The sequence below is a fragment of the Parapedobacter flavus genome (assembly GCF_035818675.1).
GTDB lineage: Bacteria > Bacteroidota > Bacteroidia > Sphingobacteriales > Sphingobacteriaceae > Parapedobacter > Parapedobacter flavus.
This window is the reverse complement of record NZ_JAYKZZ010000006.1, coordinates 161,319-183,676: the sequence shown is the minus strand read 5'-3', so window position 1 is coordinate 183,676 and position 22,358 is coordinate 161,319. Positions and strand designations below refer to the sequence as shown.

Annotated in this window: 19 protein-coding genes; 6 read left to right on the top strand and 13 right to left on the bottom strand. The window is 50.9% G+C overall.

Annotated features, from left to right (window positions below; translation table 11 throughout):
- Positions 1 to 3: 3 nt before the first annotated feature.
- Entirely contained in the window at positions 4 to 720 is a 717-nt protein-coding gene (locus U9S71_RS06500; protein ID WP_326326140.1) for a pyridoxine 5'-phosphate synthase, read from the bottom strand.
- Between the two features lie 116 nt (positions 721 to 836).
- Between U9S71_RS06500 and cdaA the strand changes: the two genes are divergently transcribed.
- A complete protein-coding gene (gene cdaA, locus U9S71_RS06495) occupies positions 837 to 1,625 on the top strand; it encodes a diadenylate cyclase CdaA (RefSeq protein WP_326326139.1) in 789 nt (262 codons plus the stop codon).
- 63 nt (positions 1,626 to 1,688) lie between these two features.
- Here the strand turns inward: cdaA and U9S71_RS06490 are convergent, their stop codons facing one another.
- The 4 genes from U9S71_RS06490 to U9S71_RS06475 all read right to left on the bottom strand — a co-directional run bounded on the left by U9S71_RS06490 (position 1,689) and on the right by U9S71_RS06475 (position 6,030).
- Entirely contained in the window at positions 1,689 to 2,537 is an 849-nt protein-coding gene (locus U9S71_RS06490; protein ID WP_326326137.1) for a DUF2911 domain-containing protein, read from the bottom strand.
- A gap of 190 nt (positions 2,538 to 2,727) precedes the next feature.
- Entirely contained in the window at positions 2,728 to 4,005 is a 1,278-nt protein-coding gene (locus U9S71_RS06485) for a sugar MFS transporter (RefSeq protein ID WP_326326135.1), read from the bottom strand.
- A gap of 308 nt (positions 4,006 to 4,313) precedes the next feature.
- Positions 4,314 to 4,829, bottom strand: coding sequence for a DinB family protein (locus U9S71_RS06480; protein ID WP_326326133.1), 516 nt, complete (start codon positions 4,827 to 4,829; stop codon positions 4,314 to 4,316).
- Positions 4,810 to 6,030, bottom strand: coding sequence for a sensor histidine kinase (locus U9S71_RS06475; RefSeq protein WP_326326131.1), 1,221 nt, complete (start codon positions 6,028 to 6,030; stop codon positions 4,810 to 4,812). Before U9S71_RS06475 ends, U9S71_RS06480 begins: the two co-directional genes overlap by 20 nt.
- 88 nt (positions 6,031 to 6,118) lie before the next feature.
- Between U9S71_RS06475 and gltX the strand changes: the two genes are divergently transcribed.
- A complete protein-coding gene (gene gltX, locus U9S71_RS06470; protein ID WP_326326129.1) occupies positions 6,119 to 7,651 on the top strand; it encodes a glutamate--tRNA ligase in 1,533 nt (510 codons plus the stop codon).
- Here gltX and U9S71_RS06465 read toward each other — a convergent pair.
- On the bottom strand, positions 7,632 to 10,517 hold the full coding sequence (locus tag U9S71_RS06465) for a DEAD/DEAH box helicase (RefSeq protein WP_326326127.1): 2,886 nt from the start codon (positions 10,515 to 10,517) through the stop codon (positions 7,632 to 7,634). The two genes, gltX and U9S71_RS06465, sit on opposite strands and share 20 nt — an antisense overlap.
- Positions 10,518 to 10,570: 53 nt before the next feature.
- Positions 10,571 to 12,781, bottom strand: coding sequence for a helix-turn-helix domain-containing protein (locus U9S71_RS06460; protein WP_326326125.1), 2,211 nt, complete (start codon positions 12,779 to 12,781; stop codon positions 10,571 to 10,573).
- 114 nt (positions 12,782 to 12,895) lie between these two features.
- Between U9S71_RS06460 and U9S71_RS06455 the strand changes: the two genes are divergently transcribed.
- From U9S71_RS06455 to U9S71_RS06445, 4 genes are read left to right on the top strand one after another with little or no spacing between them, the layout of a single operon-like run.
- On the top strand, positions 12,896 to 13,150 hold the full coding sequence (locus U9S71_RS06455; RefSeq protein WP_326326124.1) for a FeoA family protein: 255 nt from the start codon (positions 12,896 to 12,898) through the stop codon (positions 13,148 to 13,150).
- On the top strand, positions 13,147 to 15,231 hold the full coding sequence (feoB, locus tag U9S71_RS06450; RefSeq protein WP_326326123.1) for a ferrous iron transport protein B: 2,085 nt from the start codon (positions 13,147 to 13,149) through the stop codon (positions 15,229 to 15,231). The genes U9S71_RS06455 and feoB overlap by 4 nt, the downstream gene beginning before the upstream one ends.
- A gap of 1 nt (position 15,232) precedes the next feature.
- A complete protein-coding gene (locus tag U9S71_RS20990; protein WP_436410304.1) occupies positions 15,233 to 15,394 on the top strand; it encodes a FeoB-associated Cys-rich membrane protein in 162 nt (53 codons plus the stop codon).
- A gap of 23 nt (positions 15,395 to 15,417) precedes the next feature.
- Positions 15,418 to 15,918 carry a cupin domain-containing protein gene (locus tag U9S71_RS06445; protein ID WP_326326121.1) on the top strand — a complete coding sequence of 167 codons (501 nt, stop codon included), beginning with the start codon at positions 15,418 to 15,420 and terminating at the stop codon, positions 15,916 to 15,918.
- On the opposite strand, the gene U9S71_RS06440 is transcribed toward U9S71_RS06445, so the two are convergent.
- The 6 genes from U9S71_RS06440 to U9S71_RS06415 all read right to left on the bottom strand — a co-directional run bounded on the left by U9S71_RS06440 (position 15,919) and on the right by U9S71_RS06415 (position 22,307).
- Positions 15,919 to 16,992 carry a glycoside hydrolase family 76 protein gene (locus U9S71_RS06440; RefSeq protein ID WP_326326120.1) on the bottom strand — a complete coding sequence of 358 codons (1,074 nt, stop codon included), beginning with the start codon at positions 16,990 to 16,992 and terminating at the stop codon, positions 15,919 to 15,921.
- Positions 16,993 to 17,099: 107 nt separating this feature from the next.
- Positions 17,100 to 17,720: an ABC transporter ATP-binding protein gene (locus U9S71_RS06435; RefSeq protein WP_326326119.1), complete on the bottom strand. Its 621-nt coding sequence runs from the start codon at positions 17,718 to 17,720 to the stop codon at positions 17,100 to 17,102.
- A 3-nt stretch (positions 17,721 to 17,723) separates the two neighbouring features.
- On the bottom strand, positions 17,724 to 18,518 hold the full coding sequence (gene lpxA / locus U9S71_RS06430) for an acyl-ACP--UDP-N-acetylglucosamine O-acyltransferase (RefSeq protein WP_326326117.1): 795 nt from the start codon (positions 18,516 to 18,518) through the stop codon (positions 17,724 to 17,726).
- Positions 18,515 to 19,924, bottom strand: a complete 1,410-nt coding sequence (locus U9S71_RS06425) for a bifunctional UDP-3-O-[3-hydroxymyristoyl] N-acetylglucosamine deacetylase/3-hydroxyacyl-ACP dehydratase (RefSeq protein ID WP_326326115.1) — start codon at positions 19,922 to 19,924, stop codon at positions 18,515 to 18,517. The genes lpxA and U9S71_RS06425 overlap by 4 nt, the downstream gene beginning before the upstream one ends.
- 45 nt (positions 19,925 to 19,969) lie before the next feature.
- Positions 19,970 to 21,010, bottom strand: a complete 1,041-nt coding sequence (lpxD, locus tag U9S71_RS06420; RefSeq protein ID WP_326326114.1) for a UDP-3-O-(3-hydroxymyristoyl)glucosamine N-acyltransferase — start codon at positions 21,008 to 21,010, stop codon at positions 19,970 to 19,972.
- 49 nt (positions 21,011 to 21,059) lie between these two features.
- A complete protein-coding gene (locus tag U9S71_RS06415) occupies positions 21,060 to 22,307 on the bottom strand; it encodes an HD domain-containing protein (RefSeq protein ID WP_326326113.1) in 1,248 nt (415 codons plus the stop codon).
- Positions 22,308 to 22,358 lie beyond the last annotated feature (51 nt).

Genomic DNA, 22,358 nt, shown 5'->3' with positions numbered 1-22,358 from the left:
TGGCTATTGCAGCTCCGTCTTATACCGCCTAATGGTTTCTTCCAAGCCTAGGTATAGGGCGTCGGCAATCAATGCGTGACCGATGCTCACTTCCAGTAACCCGGGGATGTGCTGGTTGAAGTACCGCAAGTTGTGCAGATCGAGGTCGTGCCCCGCGTTGAGCCCTAATCCCCCTTGCTGGGCCACCTTTGCCGCCTCGAGGTAAGGCGCCAAGGCCTGCTCAGGACTATTCAGGCAGTCATGTGCGTACGCTTCCGTATACAGTTCCACACGGTCGGCACCTGTTTCGGCAGCGGCTTCCACCATCGTGGGATCCGCATCGACAAAAATGGATACCCGGATCCCTTCGCCCTTAAACAATGCGCACATATCTTGTAGGTACGACCGATGTTTAAGCGTGTCCCAGCCGTGGTTGGATGTGATCTGCCCCGGATCATCGGGCACCAACGTAACCTGTGCGGGTTGAGCGTCTAATACCAACCGCACGAATTTCTCCTCGCGGCTGTTCCCCTCGATATTCAACTCGGTACGGATGGCCGCCTTTAAATCAAATACATCTTGGTAGCGGATATGCCGTTCATCGGGCCGGGGGTGCACCGTGATGCCCTGCGCGCCGAACTGCTCGCAGGCCAGCGCAGCCTCCAATACGTTGGGGTTATTTCCCCCGCGCGAATTGCGCAGCGTTGCGATTTTATTGATGTTGACGGAAAGTCTAGCCATGATGATTGTTTTTTGTCTAGCAAAGATATAAACTTTGATAAATTGAAAACAATTTATCAATTTCTTCGCTGCCATTAAAAATTTTTACAGCGGAAATTTATTAAATTGCCCGGGATATGGACTTGCAGAGCTTCGACTTCAATTTCCGGTTACTAGATATAGTCGACATCCTTCTGGTGGCGGTGATTCTCTATTATGTCTACAGCCTGATACGCGGTACCATTGCCGTCAACATCCTCATCGGCCTCGGACTTATCTATGTCATCTTCCTGCTCGTTAAGCAATTCAACATGCACCTGCTCACCGAGATTTTCGGGGGCTTCATCAGTGTGGGCTCACTAGCACTTGTCGTGGTCTTCCAGCAGGAGATCCGGCGATTCCTCATCCACATCGGCAAGAATATATCCGTAAGGCGGAAAAACTTCCTTTGGTCTGTTTTCGTGAGCAAAAAGACGGCCGAGCACGATCACCATGCTCATCTCAAACCCATTATCGATGCCTGCCGCAGCCTGTCCAAATCATACACGGGTGCGTTGATTGTATTCGCTAAATATTTCGACGAAGAATATTACCAAACCAGCGGTGAATACATGGACGCCCACCTGTCCAAACGATTGCTCGAGAGTATATTCCAGAAAAACAGTCCGCTGCACGACGGTGCGGTGGTGATTGTCGACTTCAAAATCATGACGGCAAGCTGCGTGCTTCCCTTGTCGGAAAGCGAAGACCTACCGCTCCACTTCGGGCTCCGGCACCGTGCGGCCATTGGGGTTACGGAGGTGAGCGATGCCGTGGCGGTAGTCGTCTCGGAAGAAACGGGCGAAATATCGTTTGCCAAGGACGGCAATGTCAACATGAACATCAGCCACGAGGAGTTGGAAGAACTGCTGAATGCTTCCCTTTAAATGCACATAGCCCCCACACTTGGTGCAGGGGCTATGCGATGATCTCAACCTACCGATTTGTAATTATTTCTTGGCTTTCGCAATCACTTGGCCATTGAGTTTCACGTACTCTTCGTTGTTCTGTTGTTTGGCAATTTCGACACCTTCCGTGGCAGTAGCAATCGCGCCTGCCTTATCGCCCGCCTTTAATTGGATAAGGGCTTTCCAGTACTTGATGTAAGGTGCGGGGTTTGGCGCCTTATCCGCCTCATTGACCCACTCAAGTGCCTGCTGGATGTCTTTATCGTTCTTATAATAGTATTGTGCAGCTTGGAAATACGGCTTCTTATCGCCTTTCATCGCTTCGGCTATGGAGGCTGTGATTTCGGCATCCTGGTCGACTACCAGATCGAATCCGACCGTTGTCCGCTCCCACGCAATATTGAGCCGCGCGCCTTTCGGATGTACATCGGAAAACGAGATGGTAAACGTTTCCAAGGGCTTAGCCAGCCGCTCGGCTTTCACATCAAAACGCAGCAGGTCTTCTTCCTGTTTGTACGTATAGGCGCCCCACTGCTCGCTGTTTTTGCTGAGGATGATGGTCCAATTTTTCTTGCCCGGAATGGTCAGCAACCCGTAGGTACCGGCTTCAACTTGGCTACCGGCTATCGTTACAGGTCCGTCAAACGTGACGATGGGAATACCGTTTGCTCCGGTACGCCAAACTTCATCATAGGGTACCAGCGCACCGAAAACCTTCCGGTCATTTTTATTCGGCCTACTGTACTTCAATGTGACGGTACTGATACCCAAGCCTTGGGTGACGGTCTGCGCGCTGCTCGCTGGCGGCAATTTCACTTGGGCTTCTGCAGGTTGCCAACCCACGGCAACTGCTAGAGCAATCAAGGCGGTCGTAAATATTGTTTTCTTCATGTTACATGTTGTTGGTTACAAGGCTCGAATGTAAGCATATTCGCCAAGCATCCGCCAACATTACCGAAATATTACAATTGGCGCATAATAGCGGAAAGGCACATCGCGTTAATAGGGTATTATTTATTTCACCAAAGTCCTGTTTTCCTGCACCGATGAACATGGTGCAGGAAAATCAGGCACCATATTTCTAGTCACGGGCTTTAGGCCTACCCACCTTATGCCCACTTACAGCATAATAGAGAATAAACAGGTAGCACGGAATGGTAACCCAATAGGCTTGGTGTGGGGTGAAGTGGTCGGCCAGTGCGCCATACGCCAACGGTATGATCGCACCGCCGGCAATACCCATGATGAGCAGCGATGACGCAGCTTTGGTGAACCGGCCTACACCGGCGAGGGCTAGGGGCCAGATAGCAGGCCACATCAACGAGTTTGCCAATCCAAGTAACGCGATAAACAACACGGAGGTGAAACCGGCAGTAAAAATCGCGCCAAATGAAAATAGTAACCCTAGAATGGCACAGATAACGAAAGCCTTTTCTTGCTTAATGTATTTTGGAATGGTAATGATACCGATAACGTAACCAATAACCATCGATACCATCGTTGCAGTGGTAAAAAACTTGGCCTGCGTAAGGGATATCCCTTCGCTAGCCGCATAGCTAACAATCGTATCGCCGGCAATGACTTCCACGCCCACGTATAAAAACAAGGTGAGCACACCCAGCAATACGTGCGGAAACTCAAATACGCTTTTCTTACCGGTATTTGATGCGGCCACGGTTTCATCTTCGGCATCGGTATCCACTTCGGGGAGTGACGATTTGAAAATTACAATTGCCAGCACCACCAGTACTGCCACAATCCCTAAATAAGGAACGATGACTTTCGCCGCTAAGGCATCCAGTTCCAACGCACGTTGCGCGTCGGTTAAGGCGGCAATTCGCTCGGTGAGCCCGTCCGCATCACTCAAGAGAAAGAAACCCAACACCACCGGTGCCAGCCCACCAGCAAACTTATTACAAATACCCATGATACTGATCCGCTGAGCAGCACTTTCGGGCGGTCCGATAATGGTAATATACGGGTTTGATGCCGTTTGGAGGATAGCTAGACCGCCACCTTGCACAAACAATCCGATCAGAAACAACACGTAGGTCCTACTCATCGCAGCAGGGATAAATATCAGGGCTCCTACAGCCATGACCACCAAGCCGACTGCCATCCCGTTTTTGAACCCGAAATACCGAAGCGTCGCCGTAGACACCGGTGCCATGAGCAGGTAGGCAATGTAAAAAGCAAACGTAACGAGATACGATTGGAAGTGGTTAAGCTCGCAGGCTATCTTCAGATAGGGGATCAATACCGAGTTTAACCAGGTAACGAATCCGAAAATAAAAAATAAAGCACCGATGATAATCATCGGACCCATCGTGGATCTGGGGGAGTTGGAATTTACGCTCATTGTTGATTAGTATATTTGTAGTTTCACGTACTGCAAGACTATAAAATAAAATCTACATTTGAAACAAAAAAGATTATGCAATCGGTTGTTTAGGTTCGATATGCCGAAATAGCAAGATGCTGCGTGGTCTAAAAACACCCTAAAATAGGAAACGTCCCGATCAATCGGGACATTTCCTACACCTAAACCGTATCATAAAACCATGGAAATGGTTTCGTAGATACTATAACTACAAAATGGGTTGAAAAAGGTTTTTTATTTTATGTTTTTTTTATTCAACAACCTCACAGGCTCACAAACTCACAACCTCACTCCCCACCCAAATAACGCTCACGGATAATATTCCGATGATGATTGAGGTGGCCCGCAAGGATATACATAAATGCCCGCACACTGGTTAACCGTTCGGAGGCCAGGCCTTTCCGCGCCAGTTCATGCTCGTTGAAATGCTTGAAGAGCTCGAGGTTTGATTGCCTTACCCATACAAATTCTTCGGAAAAACTTTCCAACGACCGCTCATTGAAGCGCGCATTGGCCACGAAATCGTCTGGTTCAAATCCGATTAGCTCTTTGGTATCGTTCCGGCCGAATCGCAGTGCACGATAGGCCATTACCCGTTCGGTATCGATTACGTGCCCCACCACCTCTTTGATCGTCCACTTGCCCTCGGCATAAGCAAACTCCGACTTGCCTGCCGGTATACCGGCCAAAAATTCGGGAAATGCGGTGATCTGCTCGGTGAGGAGCTCCATCACATCACCGCTAACGGTATCAATATAGGCGGAATAGATGGCTGGGTATTCATCAGATCTGAGCGGGTTCATACGTTTGGCTACTTGGTAATACGATTCTAAATGTGGTTCCTTTATCAATCTCCGATTCTCTGACGAAAATCTGTCCTTTATGGTATTCAATCATGCGCTTGGTAAGGCTCAACCCTAGCCCCCACCCCCGTTTTCTCGTGGTGAACCCCGGCTGGAAAACTGCTTCAAACTGGCTACGGGGTATCCCCTTTCCGGTATCGCTAATATCTATAAAAATTTGTTCTTTGGCAATATTTTCTGAAATAACGATATCGATGCGGCCCGCAGACTCGATGGCATTTGCAGCGTTTTTTAACAGATTTTCGAGCACCCAGTCAAATAAGGGAACATTTAACATGGCCTCCGCCTTATTCTCGCCCGAGACGTTAAAAATAATCTTGTCGCTGGTCCGTACCTTGAAATAATTGACAAAATCGACCACCGTTTTGTACACTGCCTGGCTCTTCAGTACCGGCGTTGATCCAATTTTGGAGAAGCGGTCGGCCACGACTTCCAAGCGTTTCACATCGCTTTCCATCTCATTCAGCAACGGATCGTTTTCGGCCTCAAATTTGGCCCGCACCAGCTCCAGCCACGCCATCAGCGAGGAAATCGGTGTGCCTAACTGGTGGGCCGCCTCTTTGGCCAGCCCTACCCACACGAGGTTCTGCTCCGACTTACGGATGGAGTTGAACACCGTATACGCGATAGCCAGGAAAATGGCAATGAGCGTGAGTTGAACATAGGGGAAAAACCGCAGTTGGTTTAACAGCAGCGAATCTTTATAATAAACAAACCACTGTCCGTTATTTGGAAGGTTGATGATAATCGGGGGGTGGCTTTTCTTCATAATGGCCAACTGGCGACTGAAGTAAGCCGGGTCGTACACTACGTTAGCCTCCACATCGGATGCCAATATATTGGTTTTGGTGGAATCCAGATCGCGCCAGTAAATGATGCTGTCCTGCACATCGGCAATGATCGCAGGCAGTGAAAGGCTATCGCGCACGGCGTAAATGAATGTGATCATCTCGTCGTCCACATCGGGCATCGTGATGATACTCCGGGTACTCATTGCCCAGACTTCCGCCTTGGTACGCTCGGATTTCGAGAGGTTCCTCACCAGGAAATTGGTATACAACAGCGACGCCGCAGCAATAAACGCTGCAAAAATCAACAACGCAAATTTCCAGCGCTGCTGGTTATATTGGTAAGGATTCATCTATGGGGGTGTCCCTCTAATTTCGGCCAAAATACATAATTCCCCGCAGATGGTGGTTTTCGGCTATAAATTTATCTAATTTTGCCCCATGGATCAAGACAGGAAGGTAAGGGTGCGCTTCGCACCGAGCCCCACCGGGGGGCTGCACCTGGGTGGGGTGCGCACAGCTTTGTTCAATTACTTATTCGCGCGCCAGCATGGTGGCTCGTTCGTACTTCGCATCGAAGACACCGATCGTACACGCTTCGTGCCCGGCGCGGAGGCATACATCCAGGAGTGCCTTGCCTGGTGTGGTATTGAACCGAATGAAAGCCCCGACCACGGAGGCGATTATGGTCCTTACCGCCAAAGTGAGCGCAAATCGGATTACCGGCAATATGCCGAGCAGCTCGTTGCTGATGGGTATGCATATTATGCATTCGATACGGCCGACGAGTTGGATACGCAGCGTAAACAGCAGCCCAACTTCAGGTATAGCCACGAAAACAGGCTGCAGCTACGCAATTCGCTCAGCCTCGCTCCCGACGAAACCCAGCGGCTGCTGGAGGCGGGCCACCCCCATGTGATCCGTATCAAAATACCGGTCGATGAAACCATTAACTTAGACGACTTGATACGGGGAACGGTGAGCTTCGAATCGGCATTGATCGACGATAAGGTACTGCTCAAGGCAGACGGCATGCCCACGTATCACCTCGCCGTGGTGGTAGACGACCATCAAATGGCCATTAGCCATGTGTTCCGCGGCGAAGAGTGGCTACCTTCGGCACCTGTGCATGTGCTCCTATGGGAATACCTGGGGTGGCTGAATGCCATGCCGCAGTGGGCCCACCTGCCGCTTATCCTCAAACCCGATGGCAATGGCAAGCTGAGCAAACGGGATGGCGACCGGCTGGGTTTCCCGGTTTACGCCATGAACTGGCACGACCCCGAAACGGGCACCGTCACCCAAGGATTCCGCGAATTGGGCTTCCTCCCCGAAGCTTTTGTCAACCTGCTGGCCCTCTTGGGGTGGAATGATGGTTCCGACCAGGAGCTTTTCGCCCTCAACGAACTCATCGATAAGTTTTCGTTGGAGCGGATCAGCAAGGGGGGAGCTAAGTTCGACTTTGAAAAAGCGAAGTGGTTCAACCACGAATGGATCAAACGGAGCGATGACGACCGCCTCCTGCCGCAATTGACCGCCTTACTGGCCGAACATGGCGTACCGCACGTCGACGAGAAACAACTCTCCGATGTGCTGGCCCTCGTCAAAGACCGGCTCACATACGTTTCCGACTTCTGGGCGCAGGCGTCGTTCTTTTTCAAACGACCGGAAAGCTATGACTTGGCCGCGGTACTACCCCGTTGGAGCGCAGAAAAAACAGCGTTCTTCGCCGACATGACTGCCCGACTGGAAACCTTCGATCCGTGGCACAGTGCCGAGCTGGAAAGCTTCTACAAACTCGCTATCCAGGCATCGGGCATGAAGATGGGCGAGCTGATGCTGCCTTTTCGCATCATGCTGGTGGGTGGCAAATTCGGTCCGCATGTGTTTGATATCGCTGCCCAACTGGGCCGCGAGGAAACGGTGGCCCGCATGAAAGTCGGACTGGAAGCGTTTACCCAAGCAACTCCTTGATATCGTCGCGCGACAGTGACTTGATAAAGCTCTCCTCCGTGGTGATGAGCGTATCGGCAATGGTTTTCTTGCGGTTTTGCAGGGCGAGTATCTTTTCTTCGACGGTACCCTTGGTAATGAATTTATAGATAAACACATTGCGTGTTTGCCCAATGCGGTGCGTGCGGTCAATGGCCTGCTGCTCCACGGCAGGGTTCCACCAGGGGTCGAGGATAAAGACGTAATCGGCCTCCACCAGGTTGAGCCCCACGCCACCGGCCTTGATGGAAATCAGAAATAGGCGGGTATCTTTGTTTTCGCGGAACTGCCGCACCACCTCATTCCGGTTTTTGGTGGCGCCATCGAGGTATGCGTAACCGATACCATGTTTGTCGAAATACTGTTTGAACAGCACCAATTGCTTCACAAATTGGGAGAAAACGAGCACTTTATTGCCCCGCTGCAAGACCGTTTCTAGCGTGTGGATAGCGCTTTCGAACTTACCCGATTCGCCGTTGAAGGCGGCATCGACCATGGCCGGATGATTGGCCAACTGACGGAGCTTAGTAAGCCCCTGCAAGAGTGCAATCTGCGGTGGCTTTGCCTTCTCGTCGCCGAGGTTCTCCAATATGGCGTTGCGGTATTCGGATTTGACGCGCTCATAATATTCGGCCTGCTCTTCACCCATGGTACAATAGAACACCTGCTCTGATTTGGGTGGCAGCTCCGTAGCCACCTGGATTTTGGTGCGCCGCAGTACAAACGGCTTGATCATGGCTTGCAAGCGCTGGGCCTTTTCGTCGTCCTTCTTCTTCTCGATAGGCTGCACAAACTCCTGTTGGAAATAGCGATAGCTACCCAGCAAACCCGGGTTCAAAAAGGCCATCTGTGACCATAGGTCCGCCACGGAATTTTCTACTGGTGTACCGCTCAGCACCAGCCGATGTTTCGCCTTAAGTCCCTTTACCGCTTTGAACGATTTGGACGAGGGGTTTTTGATCAGCTGGCTCTCATCAAGGATGATATAATTGAAATAAAAAGAACTCAACAGCTCTTCATCGATGCGCGCGATGCCATAGGTGGTGATCACGAGGTCATAGGACTCAAACAAGGCCGGCTCCTTGGTACGGCCTACACCGGTGTGGACCAATAGTTGTAAATCAGGTGCAAATTTAGCAGCTTCATTTTCCCAGTTGTATACCAAGGAGGTAGGCATGATGATGAGCGACGTTGATGGGGCGGTATCCCTGTCGACCGTTTCTTTCTGTTGCTGGAGCAGCGCCAATGTCTGTACGGTTTTCCCCAGGCCCATATCGTCGGCAAGGCAGCCACCAAATCGATATTGCTGCAAGAAATGGAACCAGTTATACCCGGCTTGCTGATAAGGCCGCAACTGGCCCTTAAACCGCAGTGGGGGCGCCGCATCGGCGATGGTGTCGAACGTTGCCAGCTGTTCGATTTTCCGATCCATGGTCAGCGTGGTATGTTCGGAAATATCGTTGAGCAGGCCAACGTGGTATTTCTCCAGCCGGATGCCTTTTTTATCTTGTGAGAACTGGAAAAGGTGGTTGTACCGCGCAAACCACTCGTCCGGTATGGTGGCCACCTCGCCATTGGGCAGCACAAATTCCTTCGTATTCGTGAGGATGTGGTTGCGTAACTGGCTAAACGGCACTTCATACTCGCCAAAACGGGCGGTGGCACGTACGTCAAACCAGTCGTTATGCTCCTCAACAGCCAAATCGAGCTCGGTTAGGCCAAAGAAAAACCGCTTGTTTGGATCATCCTGGACGAGTTCATAGCCGCGCTGACGAAGCTCATCGTTCCGGTCGCGAAGCCAATCCATCGCCGACACCGCATCGGCGCCGTTCGGTATCGGTTCGAGGTAACTGAAAAGCGCACTGCCCTTATGCAGCCCCATGGCCAGCAGCTCCTGCATCCGGTTGTCTTCCCACTGCAACGACCGCTTGATGCGGTGAAACGTGTAATAATCGGTCGCCTCGTCGTATTCCATACGGACCGTTACCTTATGCTGACCACCTGATGCGAAAAGGTAGGGGCCATAGCGGAAATGCAGCTGTAGCTGCGAAATGCCATTTTCTACATACAGTAGTTTGACCACAGGCACCGCGTTATGCTGGTGCGTTTCAATGGTAAAACCTTCTGCATATACATGGTGCTTCTCAATCAGCCCACGCACAAAGGTTTCGAAATATTTATGCTCCGTAGCACGTCCTACGGCGATATAGCGCTTTTGCAGGAACGGCGACAGCTTCTTCCCCTCCAGGGGCTGGTCGAAATGGTAGAGCACATTTTCCAGCAACAGCCATGCTTGCTGATTAATAACCACCTTGGCATCTTTATACATAAACTCGATGCGGTGCCCGTTATATTTGATGGTGGGGAAGTACCGGGTTTCTTCATCGCTACGCCTGAAGTGGAACAATACTGAAGCGGGTTGCTCGGCTATGGCTATGGGTTGGTCGGCCGCGTACCCGTCTTTGCTCATCAGGAATAGGCGCTTGCCCCCAAGTAATCCGAGCGCCTGAAGCAGGCATGTATCGATCTTGGGCCGGATATAGTCGAGGAATTTATCGTCGAAAAATTTGGCGAAAAAATCGAGGGGGCGTATCGGCTTTTTATGGTAGCGTTTGATGACATTGGTTTGCTCCACCTGTTCCAATAGTTTAATCAGCTTGTAATCCACCTCGTCCAGGATCGCAGCATAGTCGACCGCCGTGTGACTGAAAACACGGCGGTGGGTCAGCGAATAGCCGCCATTGGGATTGAGCTGCACCACATGCGGTTCGATCAAATAACCCAAATAGGGGTGTTCGCAAAGCGAGTATATCAGTTCGTGCGGTTGTGTGGTATCAACTTGCTGCATTTCACAACGGTGGTATCAGAAAATAAAAAATAAAAGCTTCAAAGATACACAAACTAGGAGATAATAGACGCTTGGGCGATACGAATCTCGTGGTATTCGACCTTATTGTTCAGTATCGCCCGGATTGCTGATGAAGATTTTTCGGGATTCTCCCGCAGCGCCTCCTGGATGGAGGCCAGCTTGGCTGCATCCATCAGTTGGTTGGCCGCTACCCCTTTGCCAATGAAATCGGTGAGGTGGCCAATGATGGTACCTCTTGTTAAGGCACGTTCTTCGGCAATTTCGTCGATGGTTTTGCCCGACTGGAAGAGGTCGAAGCTGATTAACTTCGTTGCACCTTTGGTCGGTTTACGGACAGCGGGCAATTCTTCGGGGGCGACGGCAATAGTAGTCAGTGCAGCCGTTTTGACCATGACGTCTTGCAAGGCGTCTCCGTTTACCAATGCTTCCGTAATCACGGCACATTGCCGCAACTGTTCTCTTTTTCGCTTCAAGTCGACGAACAATTCTTTGAGTTCCGTGACGTATTTCTTTGTCCGCTTTTTGACGCCCCAATTGCTGATATGCTGCCCCAATGTGTCTATTAACTGCGTGTCCATCCGCGGTAAAAACCAAGCCGTCGCTTTCGTGATACGTTCATGAATCTGGGGGTAATCGGCTTGACCGTCTTTATTGAGTAGGCTATTCAACTGGTTACGGAATTTGTTGGCTACTTCCATCAATGTTTCGCAGGCGAGGCATATGACCTCGATAAACCGCATGGCTTCCTCTTGGTCAGCGATGTTGCGGGTGGGCAAATCCGTTCGCTGCATCTTCACCGCGTCTACGATGCGGTCCCACTTAAATGCTTCTAGCAACAGCTGACCGATGTAATTACGCTGGGAGGCTTCCAGTAGGGGGCCGAGTTCATCTTCGGTGGCTGTATTGCTTGAAAAATCGGCCACCTGGTGGTCTGTGCGGATGCTGTGCGGAGGGATCCGCGAATGCAGTACCAGCCCGTCTAATGTGCGCAAACGGCTCAACGCAACGTACACTTGCCCGGCGGCAAACGAAGCACCCGCATCGATGATGGCACGGTCGAATGTAAGCCCCTGGCTCTTATGGATCGTGATGGCCCAAGCCAGCCGCAACGGGAACTGTGCAAATGTACCCAACACTTCTTCGGCTACTTTATCTTGCGATTTATCGTAGTTATATCGGATGTTTTCCCACTCCTCCCGCTTCACCTCTACGGCTTCACTATCGTCTTTAAATTCCACCATCAGGCTATCACCGGCCGAATCGATGTGTTTCACATAGCCGATTTTGCCGTTATAATATCGGCGATCATCGCCGCTGTCATTGCGGATGAACATCACCTGTGCTCCTATTTTCAACGTTAGTTCGAGCTCTGCCGGATACATGCTTTCGGGAAATTCCTTGGCCACCTTAGCCTTCAGTATAACCGACTTCCCAGCGAGGGTAGACAGTTCCTGCCGATTGATGGTGTCTGCACGGTTGTTGTGGGTGGTCAGCGTGATGTACGGTGTTGTTGCGGGCGGCACGAAATCGGGTTCATAATAATTATTGAGCACATCCAGCTGCTGCGGTGTGCAGCAATTGTTGCGTATATCGTTGAGGATATCGATAAATGTCTGCTCGCTCTGCCGGTAGATTTTCTTCAGCTCGAGGAGAACAGGGGGCTGCTCGCGCAGCACGTTGGCGTCGAAGAAAAACGGACTGGGGTAATAGGACGCCATCACCTCCCTTTCGCGTTCTTTCACCACTGGGGGCAGTTGGTACATATCGCCAATAAAAAGCAGCTGCGTGCCGCCGAATGGGCGGGCATCGCGCCTTACGCTTTTCAAAATCGTGTCGATAGCGTCGAGCGTATCGGCCCGTAACATGGATACCTCATCGATAACCAGCAGTTCGATTTCCCGCAGCAACGCGCGCCGTTGCTTTGTCAGCTTCACTTTGCCGAATAGGCGGCGGCGGTTGTAAATATGGCTGTCGTCATCGTTCCACGCCAGCTCATAATCTTCGATATAGAGCCCAAAGGGCAGCCAAAACAGGGAATGGAGGGTGGTACCACCGGCATTCATTGCAGCAACACCTGTAGGTGCCGCCACGGCCATCTTTTTATAACTATGTTGCCGGATGTATTTCAAAAACGTGGTTTTCCCGGTACCGGCTTTGCCGGTGAGGAAAATATTGCGGTTGGTATGGTTTACAAAAGATACCGCCTGCGTAAAAGCTGTGTTCTGTATGTCTAATGTTATCATTTACGGACACCGGTTTTAGTGCGACTTCCAAAGGTAGCGAAAAAGGGTGTACAAATCGACTGCAAATTGTTTAGATTTATTGTAAATTACTACATTTGGGGATTATTTATTGCTATGCATACCATTGTTCACGATAAAACCATAAGCCACTTGCGGAAGGGAGAAAAAGCGACCATCATCGGCTACGTCGAAGGCGAAATCCCGCTCAAAATCTACGAAATGGGGCTATTGCCCGGTGTTACCTTTACCATGAAACAACGTTTGCCGTTAAGCGGTCCGGTTTGCCTGCACATCAACGGCAACCCCAACGGCATCGCATTACGGCGTACTGAAGCCGCCCTCATCCTCATCGAACCCTTATCATCATGACGGAAACGAAAATTGCGTTGGTAGGGAATCCCAACGTGGGTAAGTCTACTTTATTCAATAAGCTAACCGGGTTACGTCAAAAAACAGGCAACTACCCGGGCATCACGGTAGAGAAAAAAACAGGCAGTTTCACCGACGGCACCACCAAATACCACGTCATCGATTTACCGGGCGCTTATGGCATCCATCCCTCGTCGTTAGACGAGCAGGTGGTGTATGATGTACTGGCCGACAAGACCAACCCCAACCATCCGGATTTGGCTGTCGTGATTGGCGACCCGTTCAACCTGAAACGGGCGGTATTCCTCTACCAGCAAATACGCGACATGGGTGTTCCGGCCATCTTCGTGGTCAACATGGCCGACGAAGCCGAGCGTGCAGGGCTTTCCATCGATACGCACAAACTGGAAAAGTTATTGGCCACGACGGTTATCCTTACCGATGCACGCTCAGGCAAAGGGATTGATGCATTGAAGGCGGCGCTACCAGGTAAGCCCGACGGCATGGCGCCATCGTTCAGTATCCCTGATGAATACCACGGTGCCGTCCAACAGGTCAAGGCCCAAACGGATGAAGGAAACGACTACCTCGCGTGGTTAGCCCTTTCTCAAAAGCACCACACCGCTCGCGATATCACGCAAATCCAGGCGATTGAATCCATCCGCAATGAATATGGACTCAATCCGCATCGATTGCAAATCCAGGAAACAATGGCTCGGCATGCCAAACTGGACAAGGACCTATTGGGTATCATCAAAGACCCGGCAAAAAAACGGGCGCATTTCAGCCAACGGTTAGACCGATGGCTTATGCATGCCGTATGGGGATATGTTATTTTCTTCGGGCTCCTGCTGCTTATCTTCCAAGCGATTTACACGTGGTCTGGCCCTTTCATGGACGCCATCGACAGCGGGTTTGCCTGGCTGGCCAGCACCACGGCCAACGGGCTGCCTCCCGGCCCTATCAATGGGCTGCTAACCGATGGGATCATTGCGGGTATCGGCGGCATCGTTATCTTCATTCCACAGATTGCCATCTTGTTCATTTTTATCGCATTGATGGAAGAATCGGGCTACATGAGTCGGGTGGTTTGCCTGATGGATCGGTGGCTGAAACCGTTCGGGCTAAGCGGCAAAAGCGCGGTGCCCTTGATGTCGGGCGCTGCCTGTGCCATTCCCGCCGTGATGTCTGCCCGTACCATCGAAAACGACAAGGAGCGACTGATTACGATATTGGTAACCCCTTTCATGACCTGCTCTGCACGGCTCCCTATTTATATTGTCATCATCGGGCTGGTCATCCCCCAAACGCGCGTGTTGGGGCTAGACCTACAAGGGCTCGTATTGTTTGGCATGTACGTGTTGGGGCTGTTGGCGGCCCTAGGCAGTGCTTGGTTACTCAAATGGTGGCTCAAATCGAATTACAAGAGTTTCCTCGTCTTGGAAATGCCCACTTATCGATTTCCCGTTTTGCGGAATGTCGGTTTCCATGTATGGGAAAAAACCATGGGCTTTGTGTGGGGTGCGGGTAAAATCATTCTGGCCATCAGTATCGTTTTATGGGTGTTGGGTTCTTTTGGTGTAAGCGACCGGTTTACCAATGCCGAGCAGCTGGCGCAGGTCGAGCACCCGAACATGTCTGCGGAAGAACTGGAAAACGAAGTCCAATCGCAAAAGCTCGAGTATTCCTTCCTTGGTACGTTGGGACGGGCCATCGAGCCCGCCATTGAGCCCTTGGGCTACGACTGGAAAATGGGTATCGGACTGATTGCCTCGTTTGCAGCACGCGAAGTGTTTGTGAGCACCATGGCTACCGTATACAGCTTGGGCGGCACCGATGATGAGCTGACCATCCGGGAGCGTATGGCAAGCGAAATCAACCCTCGTACGGGCAAGCCTGCCTACAATTTCGCTTCGGGCATATCGCTGCTCCTGTTCTACGCCTTTGCTATGCAGTGTATGAGTACCATTGCCATTGTGCGTAAGGAGACCAACTCGTGGAAATGGACCATAATCCAGTTGGCATTTATGACTGGATTTGCGTACCTTGCCGCGCTAGTGGCGTACCAACTATTGAAATAATATGGATCCCATCACTATTCAGCATATTGTGATCAGCGTCCTCTTTGTGGCGGCTTTGATTTTTTTAATCCGGCGTACCCGGAAATCCCTCAAAGGAAAGCAATCCTGCTCGAAAGGGTGCGGCTGCGATTTTAGTGAACACCCCGAAAAAGCAACGTATTAACTTAACTACGTAATAGATAACCAATGACATACCAAGCAAAGGAAGCGCTTTTCAACGAAATAGAAGGTGTATTGAACCAACAAGGCTTTCAAGTGGTACAACAAGACCAAACCCGGCCCTGGGGTGGCTTCTTCGTGATCGAGGAGTCGCAAGCCCAGCAATTCGCCAACACGTATTTCAATGGGCTCGATGTGCAAGAACTGAAAATTTCAGGGAAACTGAGTCCGAAGATTCTCGTGGTTGCCCCAGGCAAACGCCTCTCGTGGCAATACCACCACCGCCGTGCGGAAATCTGGCAAGTGGTACGCGGTGTGGTCGGTGTGGTAACGAGCGATAGCGATGAGGAACATGAGTTAAAGCTCCTCAACCCGGGCGACGTGATACGGCTTAACCAAGGGGAACGCCATCGCCTCGTTGGCTTGGATGAGTGGGGGGTGTTGGCAGAAATATGGCAACATACGGACGCCGGAAATCCATCGGATGAGGATGATATCGTTCGGGTGCAAGACGACTTTGGAAGGTAACTAAAAGCCGGCTACCCGCGCATATAGTTCTACCATAGCCGCTTGGTCGAGCAGCCATTTACGCGATCCTTCATCCACGCTATTCCAATTTTTACCGAACAGCCCGTCGGAATCGCGCGCATGGCTCCATGCATAGTCCAGGTTTGCCCGAAAGGCATTTAAGTAGCGTTCGTTGCCGTCTGCACGGTACAGTTCGACATACCCACGCATCATCACGGCGATAAACCAGTTGTTGCTCCGTTTCAGCAAACGGAACGATTCGCCACCGGCGGGCGTAAACGCTTCGAAAAAATACTGATAACCGCTCGCGGCAATACGTTGCGCATCGTGCAGGTAGCTGCTATCTTGTGTAAACCGGTACAGCAACACGGCACTTTGCAGCATCTGACCACTGTTATAGGGATATTTCCGTTTGTCTACCCTGCCTTTAAGGTTAACGTTATCCCAATACAAGCCATCCGCAGGATCTTGCAAGTGTCGCTTGGTCCAGTCGTACCAACGCTTGCCGGCTTCGAAGTACGTGCTGTCTCCGGTAGCCTCGAACATCCGGAAGGCAAACACCGCCGCAGGCGCGTTTGAGCAGGTGTTTTTGGATGTCTTTTTCTGCTCGCACCAATAGATACCGCCGCCAAGCACATCATCCTCACCACTTTGAACGAACGCCCAAACTACCTTTGCTCTGTCGAGGTACCGCGTTTTACCGGACGACAGGTAAAGTTCGGCCAAATCGATGCCTAACCAGATGTTATCGTCATAAAATCGGTCGGAAAGCCCCTCGCTCCGCACATACGAGGCGAAGCCCGCCGGCAATCGGCTATCGTCATAGTAATGGTCCAGGCCCGGCAATATCCGGGTGTCCACGAGCTCGAGGTAATGGTGGTTTCCCGTGGCTTCAAACAGGGCAGTCGCCGCCGAGAGCATTCCCGAATATGGCCATAAGTAGGAATAGGCGTTGGACGACCCTTCGGTTCCCTCCGCCAGGTAGTCGGCACGATAGGTACGGTCGTCCGGATAGTTTTCGCGCAGCAACGGCGACCCCTCCACCCCAAACCGATCGTAGACGAGTTCCGTCAACTCGTTTGCACGAGCCGCCGATTCATTTTCTTGACATAGGCTGTTATAAGCCGTAGCGGTTAACACAGCAATAAACACCACGCACGGAAGTATTATCTTATAAAAGATCATGCCTTATAATCAGTAATCGTTATCTTGTGGTCGCAGAAGCTATATTCCCGCTCTTGATTAGAGCAAACCAACAATAGCCGCTCGGCGCGGGTTTGCGCCACCAATTGCAGGTACCACGCTACCCCGTCTTCATCCAAGTTGGACGTTGGTTCATCCAGCAACATAATCGGCACATCGGCACAGCACGCCAAGCCCAATTTTACGCGCTGCTTCATCCCCGACGAAAAATGCCGCAGCTGCCTGTCTTTCACCTGCCCAAGCCCGAGATATTCAATCAGCGACTGCTCATTGAAACCGTTTAGAAACGCCTTATGGGTAAAATGAAACCGGATTTGTTCGGCCAGGGTAAATTCCTCGATCAATTCAAGGTAAGGCGCTGCAATCGACACGTATTGGTAAACTTGATCGATATCGATGACTTTCCCATCCCGTTGGTACGCCAGCTGGCCAGCAGACGGCGTTAAGGCCGAAGAAACGACCTGCAGCAAGGTGGATTTACCCGACCCATTGGGCCCTAATACCGCATAACTTGCCCCGGCGGTAAACCGATAATTTACGTGCTGAAAGACCCAATCGCGGTTAAACCGCCTGCCGATGTCTTCCAGAATGATTTCCATGGCTTACAGTACGCCCTTACTTTGGCCGAATCCTTTCATTACCCCGCGGTTGGAGTTCCGGATGGAATCGAGTATTTCGTCGCGAATCTCTGTTGGCTTGTATTCCGCTTCGATGATGTCCAACGCCTTGGTCAAGTTGTTGTTCTTGACAAATAGGACGCGGTAAATATCCTGAATTTCGTTGATTTGGCTAGACGAGAACCCCCGTCGCCTTAGTCCTACCGAGTTGATACCCACATAAGCAAGCGGCTCGCGCGCTGCCTTTACGAAAGGCGGCACATCTTTGCGGACCAGCGAGCCTCCAGCGATGAAGGCGTGCGAGCCCACGTGGCAGAACTGGTGTACAGCCACCATGCCAGCCAGCACCACGAAATCACCCACGGTAATGTGCCCTGCTAAGGTACTGTTATTCGAAAAAATACAATTGTCGCCCACGATGCAGTCGTGCGCAATGTGGCTATATGCTTGGATCAGGCAGTTCTTGCCAATTACGGTTTTCCATTTATCCTTGGTGCCCCGGTTTACCGTTACGCACTCGCGGATCGTGGTATTATCGCCGATTTCTGCCGTGGTTTCTTCACCATCAAACTTGAGGTCTTGCGGGATACCCGAAATAACGGCCCCCGGAAAAATCCGGCAGTTCTTACCGATGCGGGCACCGTCCATGATGGTCACGTTGGAGCCAATCCACGTACCCTCTTCGATAACCACATCCTTATGGATGGTTACAAAAGGCTCGATGACCACATTGCCCGCAATCTTGGCTTGGGGATGTATATATGCTAACGGCTGTATCATGACGCTTGCCCCTCTTTAACTTTTACAATCTGGGCCATCAGCTCGGCCTCTACCACCACTTTCTCGCCAACCATGCCTACGCCCTTCATCTGGGCAATGCCTCGGCGTATCGGTTCCAGCAGATCACAGCGGAAAATAATCGTGTCCCCCGGGTTTACCTGTGCTTTAAACCGTGCATTTTCGATTTTCAAAAAGAGCGTCAGGTAATTTTCGGGGTCAGAAACCGTACTCAACACCAACACGCCACCGGTTTGCGCCATGGCTTCGATCTGCAATACGCCCGGAAAAACGGGTGCACCGGGAAAATGACCCAGAAATAAATCCTCGTTCATGGTGACGTTTTTCAGCCCCACCACATGCGTTTTGGTCAGTTCCAATATCTTGTCGATCATCAAGAACGGCTGCCGGTGCGGCAGAATGTCCATGATCTGGACCGTGTCGTAAAGCGGGGGCATATTCGGGTCATACACCTTGGCATACTTACGGCTCTTTTCTTTCTTGATCTGCGCTTTTATTTTCTTAGCGAAAGCCACATTAGCCGCATGCCCCGGCCGTGCGGCCATGATATGGCCTTTGATGGGCCGACCTACCAAGGCGAGGTCGCCAATCATGTCCAACAGCTTATGGCGGGCAGGTTCATTCTGGTGGCGGAGCTCGATATTGTCCAATATCCCTTCCTTGGCCACATCGATATCGTCGCGGTTGAAAAGCTTGGCCAAATGGCGCAGCTCATTCTTACTCACTTCCCTATCTACCACCACAATCGCATTGTTCAAATCGCCCCCTTTTATCAGGTTGTTCGTCAGCAAGGCCTCCAGTTCGTGGAGGAAGCAGAACGTTCGTGACGAGGCAATATCCTTCGGAAATTCGTCGATATTACTGATGGAGGCGTGTTGGCTACCCAATACCGGCGAATTGAAATCAATCATGCAGGTAAACCGGTATCCATCGAGCGGCATGGCTACCATCTCCACTTTCCGGTCTGGTTCGGTATGGTGTATGTTGTGTGGTATTTCGTAGTAGTCGCGATCAGCGCCCTGGTCTACATACCCTGTGTCCTCAATCGCTTTTACAAAAGGTGCCGAACTACCATCCATAATGGGCACCTCGGGTCCATCAATATCGATGAGTACATTATCGATCTGAAGGCCTACCAGTGCCGCCATAAGGTGCTCAATGGTGCTTACACGGGCTCCGTTTTGCGATATCGTCGTGCCCCGCGAGGTATCCGACACGTTTTCAGCGTCTACAAGTACCATCGGTTGGTTTTCGAGGTCGACCCGCCTAAATTTGTACCAATGATGCTCTGGTGCAGGTTTTAAGGTCATGGTTACAGGCTTTCCCGTATGGAGCCCCACCCCTGAAATGACGATTTCTGATTTGATTGTGCGTTGCTTTACGTTCATCTCTGTCAATTGGCTTATTCGCAAAAAGGCGTACTTAAGCCTGTTTTATTTCGATATTTCTTTTGTTAATAATAGTTGTTCCAACTCTTCCAGCCGGCGCTCCAGCTCTGGCAGGCGCGAATACACCACCTGCGAACGCATCTGCGCATTGTAACGTGTTGCCGGGGTACCCGACCACCTCTTCCCTTCTTCGGCGATGGTACGGTTCACGCCCGATTGCGCCTGGATCTGACTCCCGCTGGCAATGCTGATATGGCCTACCACCCCCACTTGCCCGCCAATCACGGCATTCCGGCCAATCTTGGTACTTCCTGAGATACCCGATTGGGCCGCGATAACGGTATGCTGGCCGATCTCTACATTGTGCGCAATCTGAATCAGATTATCCAACTTTACACCTTGCCGTATAATGGTTGAGCCCATCGTGGCGCGATCGATTACTGCATTGGCACCGATTTCCACATCGTCCTCGATGATCACGTTACCAATCTGGCTAATTTTGTTGTATGTACCATCCTCCTGGGGGGCAAATCCAAACCCATCACTACCCACCACCGTCCCGGAATGGATAATGACCCGTTCGCCAATTACGCAATCGATATAAACCGATACACCCGGAAAAAGGGTGGTATCATCACCGATTTTCACGTTATCACCGATGTAAACGTTTGGATAAATTTTACACCTATCGCCTATTACGGCGCCGCGATCAATATAAGCAAACGCGCCCACATACACATCTTCGCCAATTTTGACACTTTCATCAATAAACGCGCGCTCCTCAATGCCGGTTTTATTCAGGCGCATCTTGTTATATAACTCCAACAAAGTCGAAAAAGCCGAATACGCATTTTTCACGCGCACAATCGTACCCGACACCGGCCGTTCCAATTTCAGATCGTCATTGACGATAATCACCGACGCTTTGGTGGTGTAAAGATATTGCTCGTATTTCGGATTGGACAAAAAAGAGAGTGAGCCACTTGAGGCCTCCTCTATCTTTGCCAGTTGCTCCACCATCACGTCCGGATTCCCCTCAAGGGAACCATTTAAGAGCGTTGCTATTTGATGTGCGGAAAATTGCATCTGCAAATGTATAAGTTTAAACGGTAATAATTCAAATTTTTACTGATTATCAATGTATTGATAATGGGGTGTGGACCAACTCTTTCGGAAAGGATACGGCAAATTTCTGCACTTTGCGCGAGAGGGTCTCCAAATTAGACAAGTCGGACGCTTCCGCGATGTCTTGTATGCTGCCATCTTTCATTAAAATCTTGATCGTTCCATTGTTAGGCTCATACGCACTGTTTTCTATCGACTGCACCCATACATAATAATCCACATCGGCCCCGTCAATGTCAAAATGGTTAACCGCTTCCGCTCTCAACTGCGCCAGCTGTTCTTCACCGGGAAGTACGGCATGCAGCTCGGTATGGTATAACGACCGGGCAACAAGCCCAGCGCACAACCGCTGCAATATACCATCGCTGTGATGTGCCCACGTTTTTACGGCAGACCATATATCGGTATCATCAAGCCGCAAAAAATGCACTAAATGCAGGGCATCGCCGGTAAAATTCTGCCGAGTTACCTTGTTGCGCAAAAAATGTTCCAACGATGGTGATGCAAAGAGCGAATGGCCGACGCCGTACAGCTCTTTGGCCCGTTGCAAGATTTTAAGCAGCATCTGCTCGGCGCTAAGCACGGTTTTATGGAGGTATACCTGCCAATACATCAGCCGCCGTGCGATAAGGAATTTCTCGATCGAATAGATGCCTTTCTGCTCCACAACCAGTTCGTTGTCGACGACGTTCAGCATCTTTATGATGCGATCAAAGCTAATTACCCCCTCGGCCACACCGGTAAAAAAGCTGTCGCGACTTAAGTAATCCATCCGGTCGATATCGAGCTGACCGGACACCAACTGGTATAGAAATTTCTTCGGGTAGCGATTATTGAAAACCTCGATGGCCAGATCGAGGCGGCCCGCCGTTGTCTCGTTCAATTCATTCATCATGAGTGAGGAGAGCCATTCGTGCGATACGCCTTCTACCAACGTATGCTCGAGCGAGTGCGAAAACGGCCCATGGCCAACATCATGCAAAAGGATGGCCACCAATGCAGCTTCCTCTTCCTCCTCAGATATCGCTACGCCTTTGCCGCGTAGGGTTTCCAAGGCAAGCCCCATCAAATGCATCGCACCCAAGGCGTGCTGAAAACGGGTATGAAGGGCGCCCGGGTACACAAGGTGCGTCATACTCACCTGTTTGATGTACCGCAAACGTTGAAAATAAGGATGCTGGATCAGGTCAAAAATGAAACCAGAGGGAATGGATATAAACCCATATACCGGATCGTTTATTATCTTCTTTTTATTCAATCGTTACCTTCCTTGCGGCAGCGTCCGCTGCCAGCCGCATTTACACCCCGC

What these genes read in the sequence shown, in the direction of transcription:
- U9S71_RS06465 (WP_326326127.1), bottom strand. Translation starts at nt 10,517, where the DNA reads ATGCAGCAAGTTGATACCACACAACCGCACGAACTGATATACTCGCTT.
- U9S71_RS06445 (WP_326326121.1), top strand. Translation starts at nt 15,418, where the DNA reads ATGACATACCAAGCAAAGGAAGCGCTTTTCAACGAAATAGAAGGTGTA.
- U9S71_RS06490 (WP_326326137.1), bottom strand. Translation starts at nt 2,537, where the DNA reads ATGAAGAAAACAATATTTACGACCGCCTTGATTGCTCTAGCAGTTGCC.
- U9S71_RS06500 (WP_326326140.1), bottom strand. Translation starts at nt 720, where the DNA reads ATGGCTAGACTTTCCGTCAACATCAATAAAATCGCAACGCTGCGCAAT.
- U9S71_RS06480 (WP_326326133.1), bottom strand. Translation starts at nt 4,829, where the DNA reads ATGAACCCGCTCAGATCTGATGAATACCCAGCCATCTATTCCGCCTAT.
- gltX (WP_326326129.1), top strand. Translation starts at nt 6,119, where the DNA reads ATGGATCAAGACAGGAAGGTAAGGGTGCGCTTCGCACCGAGCCCCACC.
- lpxD (WP_326326114.1), bottom strand. Translation starts at nt 21,010, where the DNA reads ATGCAATTTTCCGCACATCAAATAGCAACGCTCTTAAATGGTTCCCTT.
- feoB (WP_326326123.1), top strand. Translation starts at nt 13,147, where the DNA reads ATGACGGAAACGAAAATTGCGTTGGTAGGGAATCCCAACGTGGGTAAG.
- U9S71_RS06425 (WP_326326115.1), bottom strand. Translation starts at nt 19,924, where the DNA reads ATGAACGTAAAGCAACGCACAATCAAATCAGAAATCGTCATTTCAGGG.
- U9S71_RS06485 (WP_326326135.1), bottom strand. Translation starts at nt 4,005, where the DNA reads ATGAGCGTAAATTCCAACTCCCCCAGATCCACGATGGGTCCGATGATT.
- U9S71_RS06435 (WP_326326119.1), bottom strand. Translation starts at nt 17,720, where the DNA reads ATGGAAATCATTCTGGAAGACATCGGCAGGCGGTTTAACCGCGATTGG.
- lpxA (WP_326326117.1), bottom strand. Translation starts at nt 18,518, where the DNA reads ATGATACAGCCGTTAGCATATATACATCCCCAAGCCAAGATTGCGGGC.
- U9S71_RS20990 (WP_436410304.1), top strand. Translation starts at nt 15,233, where the DNA reads ATGGATCCCATCACTATTCAGCATATTGTGATCAGCGTCCTCTTTGTG.
- U9S71_RS06460 (WP_326326125.1), bottom strand. Translation starts at nt 12,781, where the DNA reads ATGATAACATTAGACATACAGAACACAGCTTTTACGCAGGCGGTATCT.
- U9S71_RS06475 (WP_326326131.1), bottom strand. Translation starts at nt 6,030, where the DNA reads ATGAATCCTTACCAATATAACCAGCAGCGCTGGAAATTTGCGTTGTTG.
- cdaA (WP_326326139.1), top strand. Translation starts at nt 837, where the DNA reads ATGGACTTGCAGAGCTTCGACTTCAATTTCCGGTTACTAGATATAGTC.
- U9S71_RS06455 (WP_326326124.1), top strand. Translation starts at nt 12,896, where the DNA reads ATGCATACCATTGTTCACGATAAAACCATAAGCCACTTGCGGAAGGGA.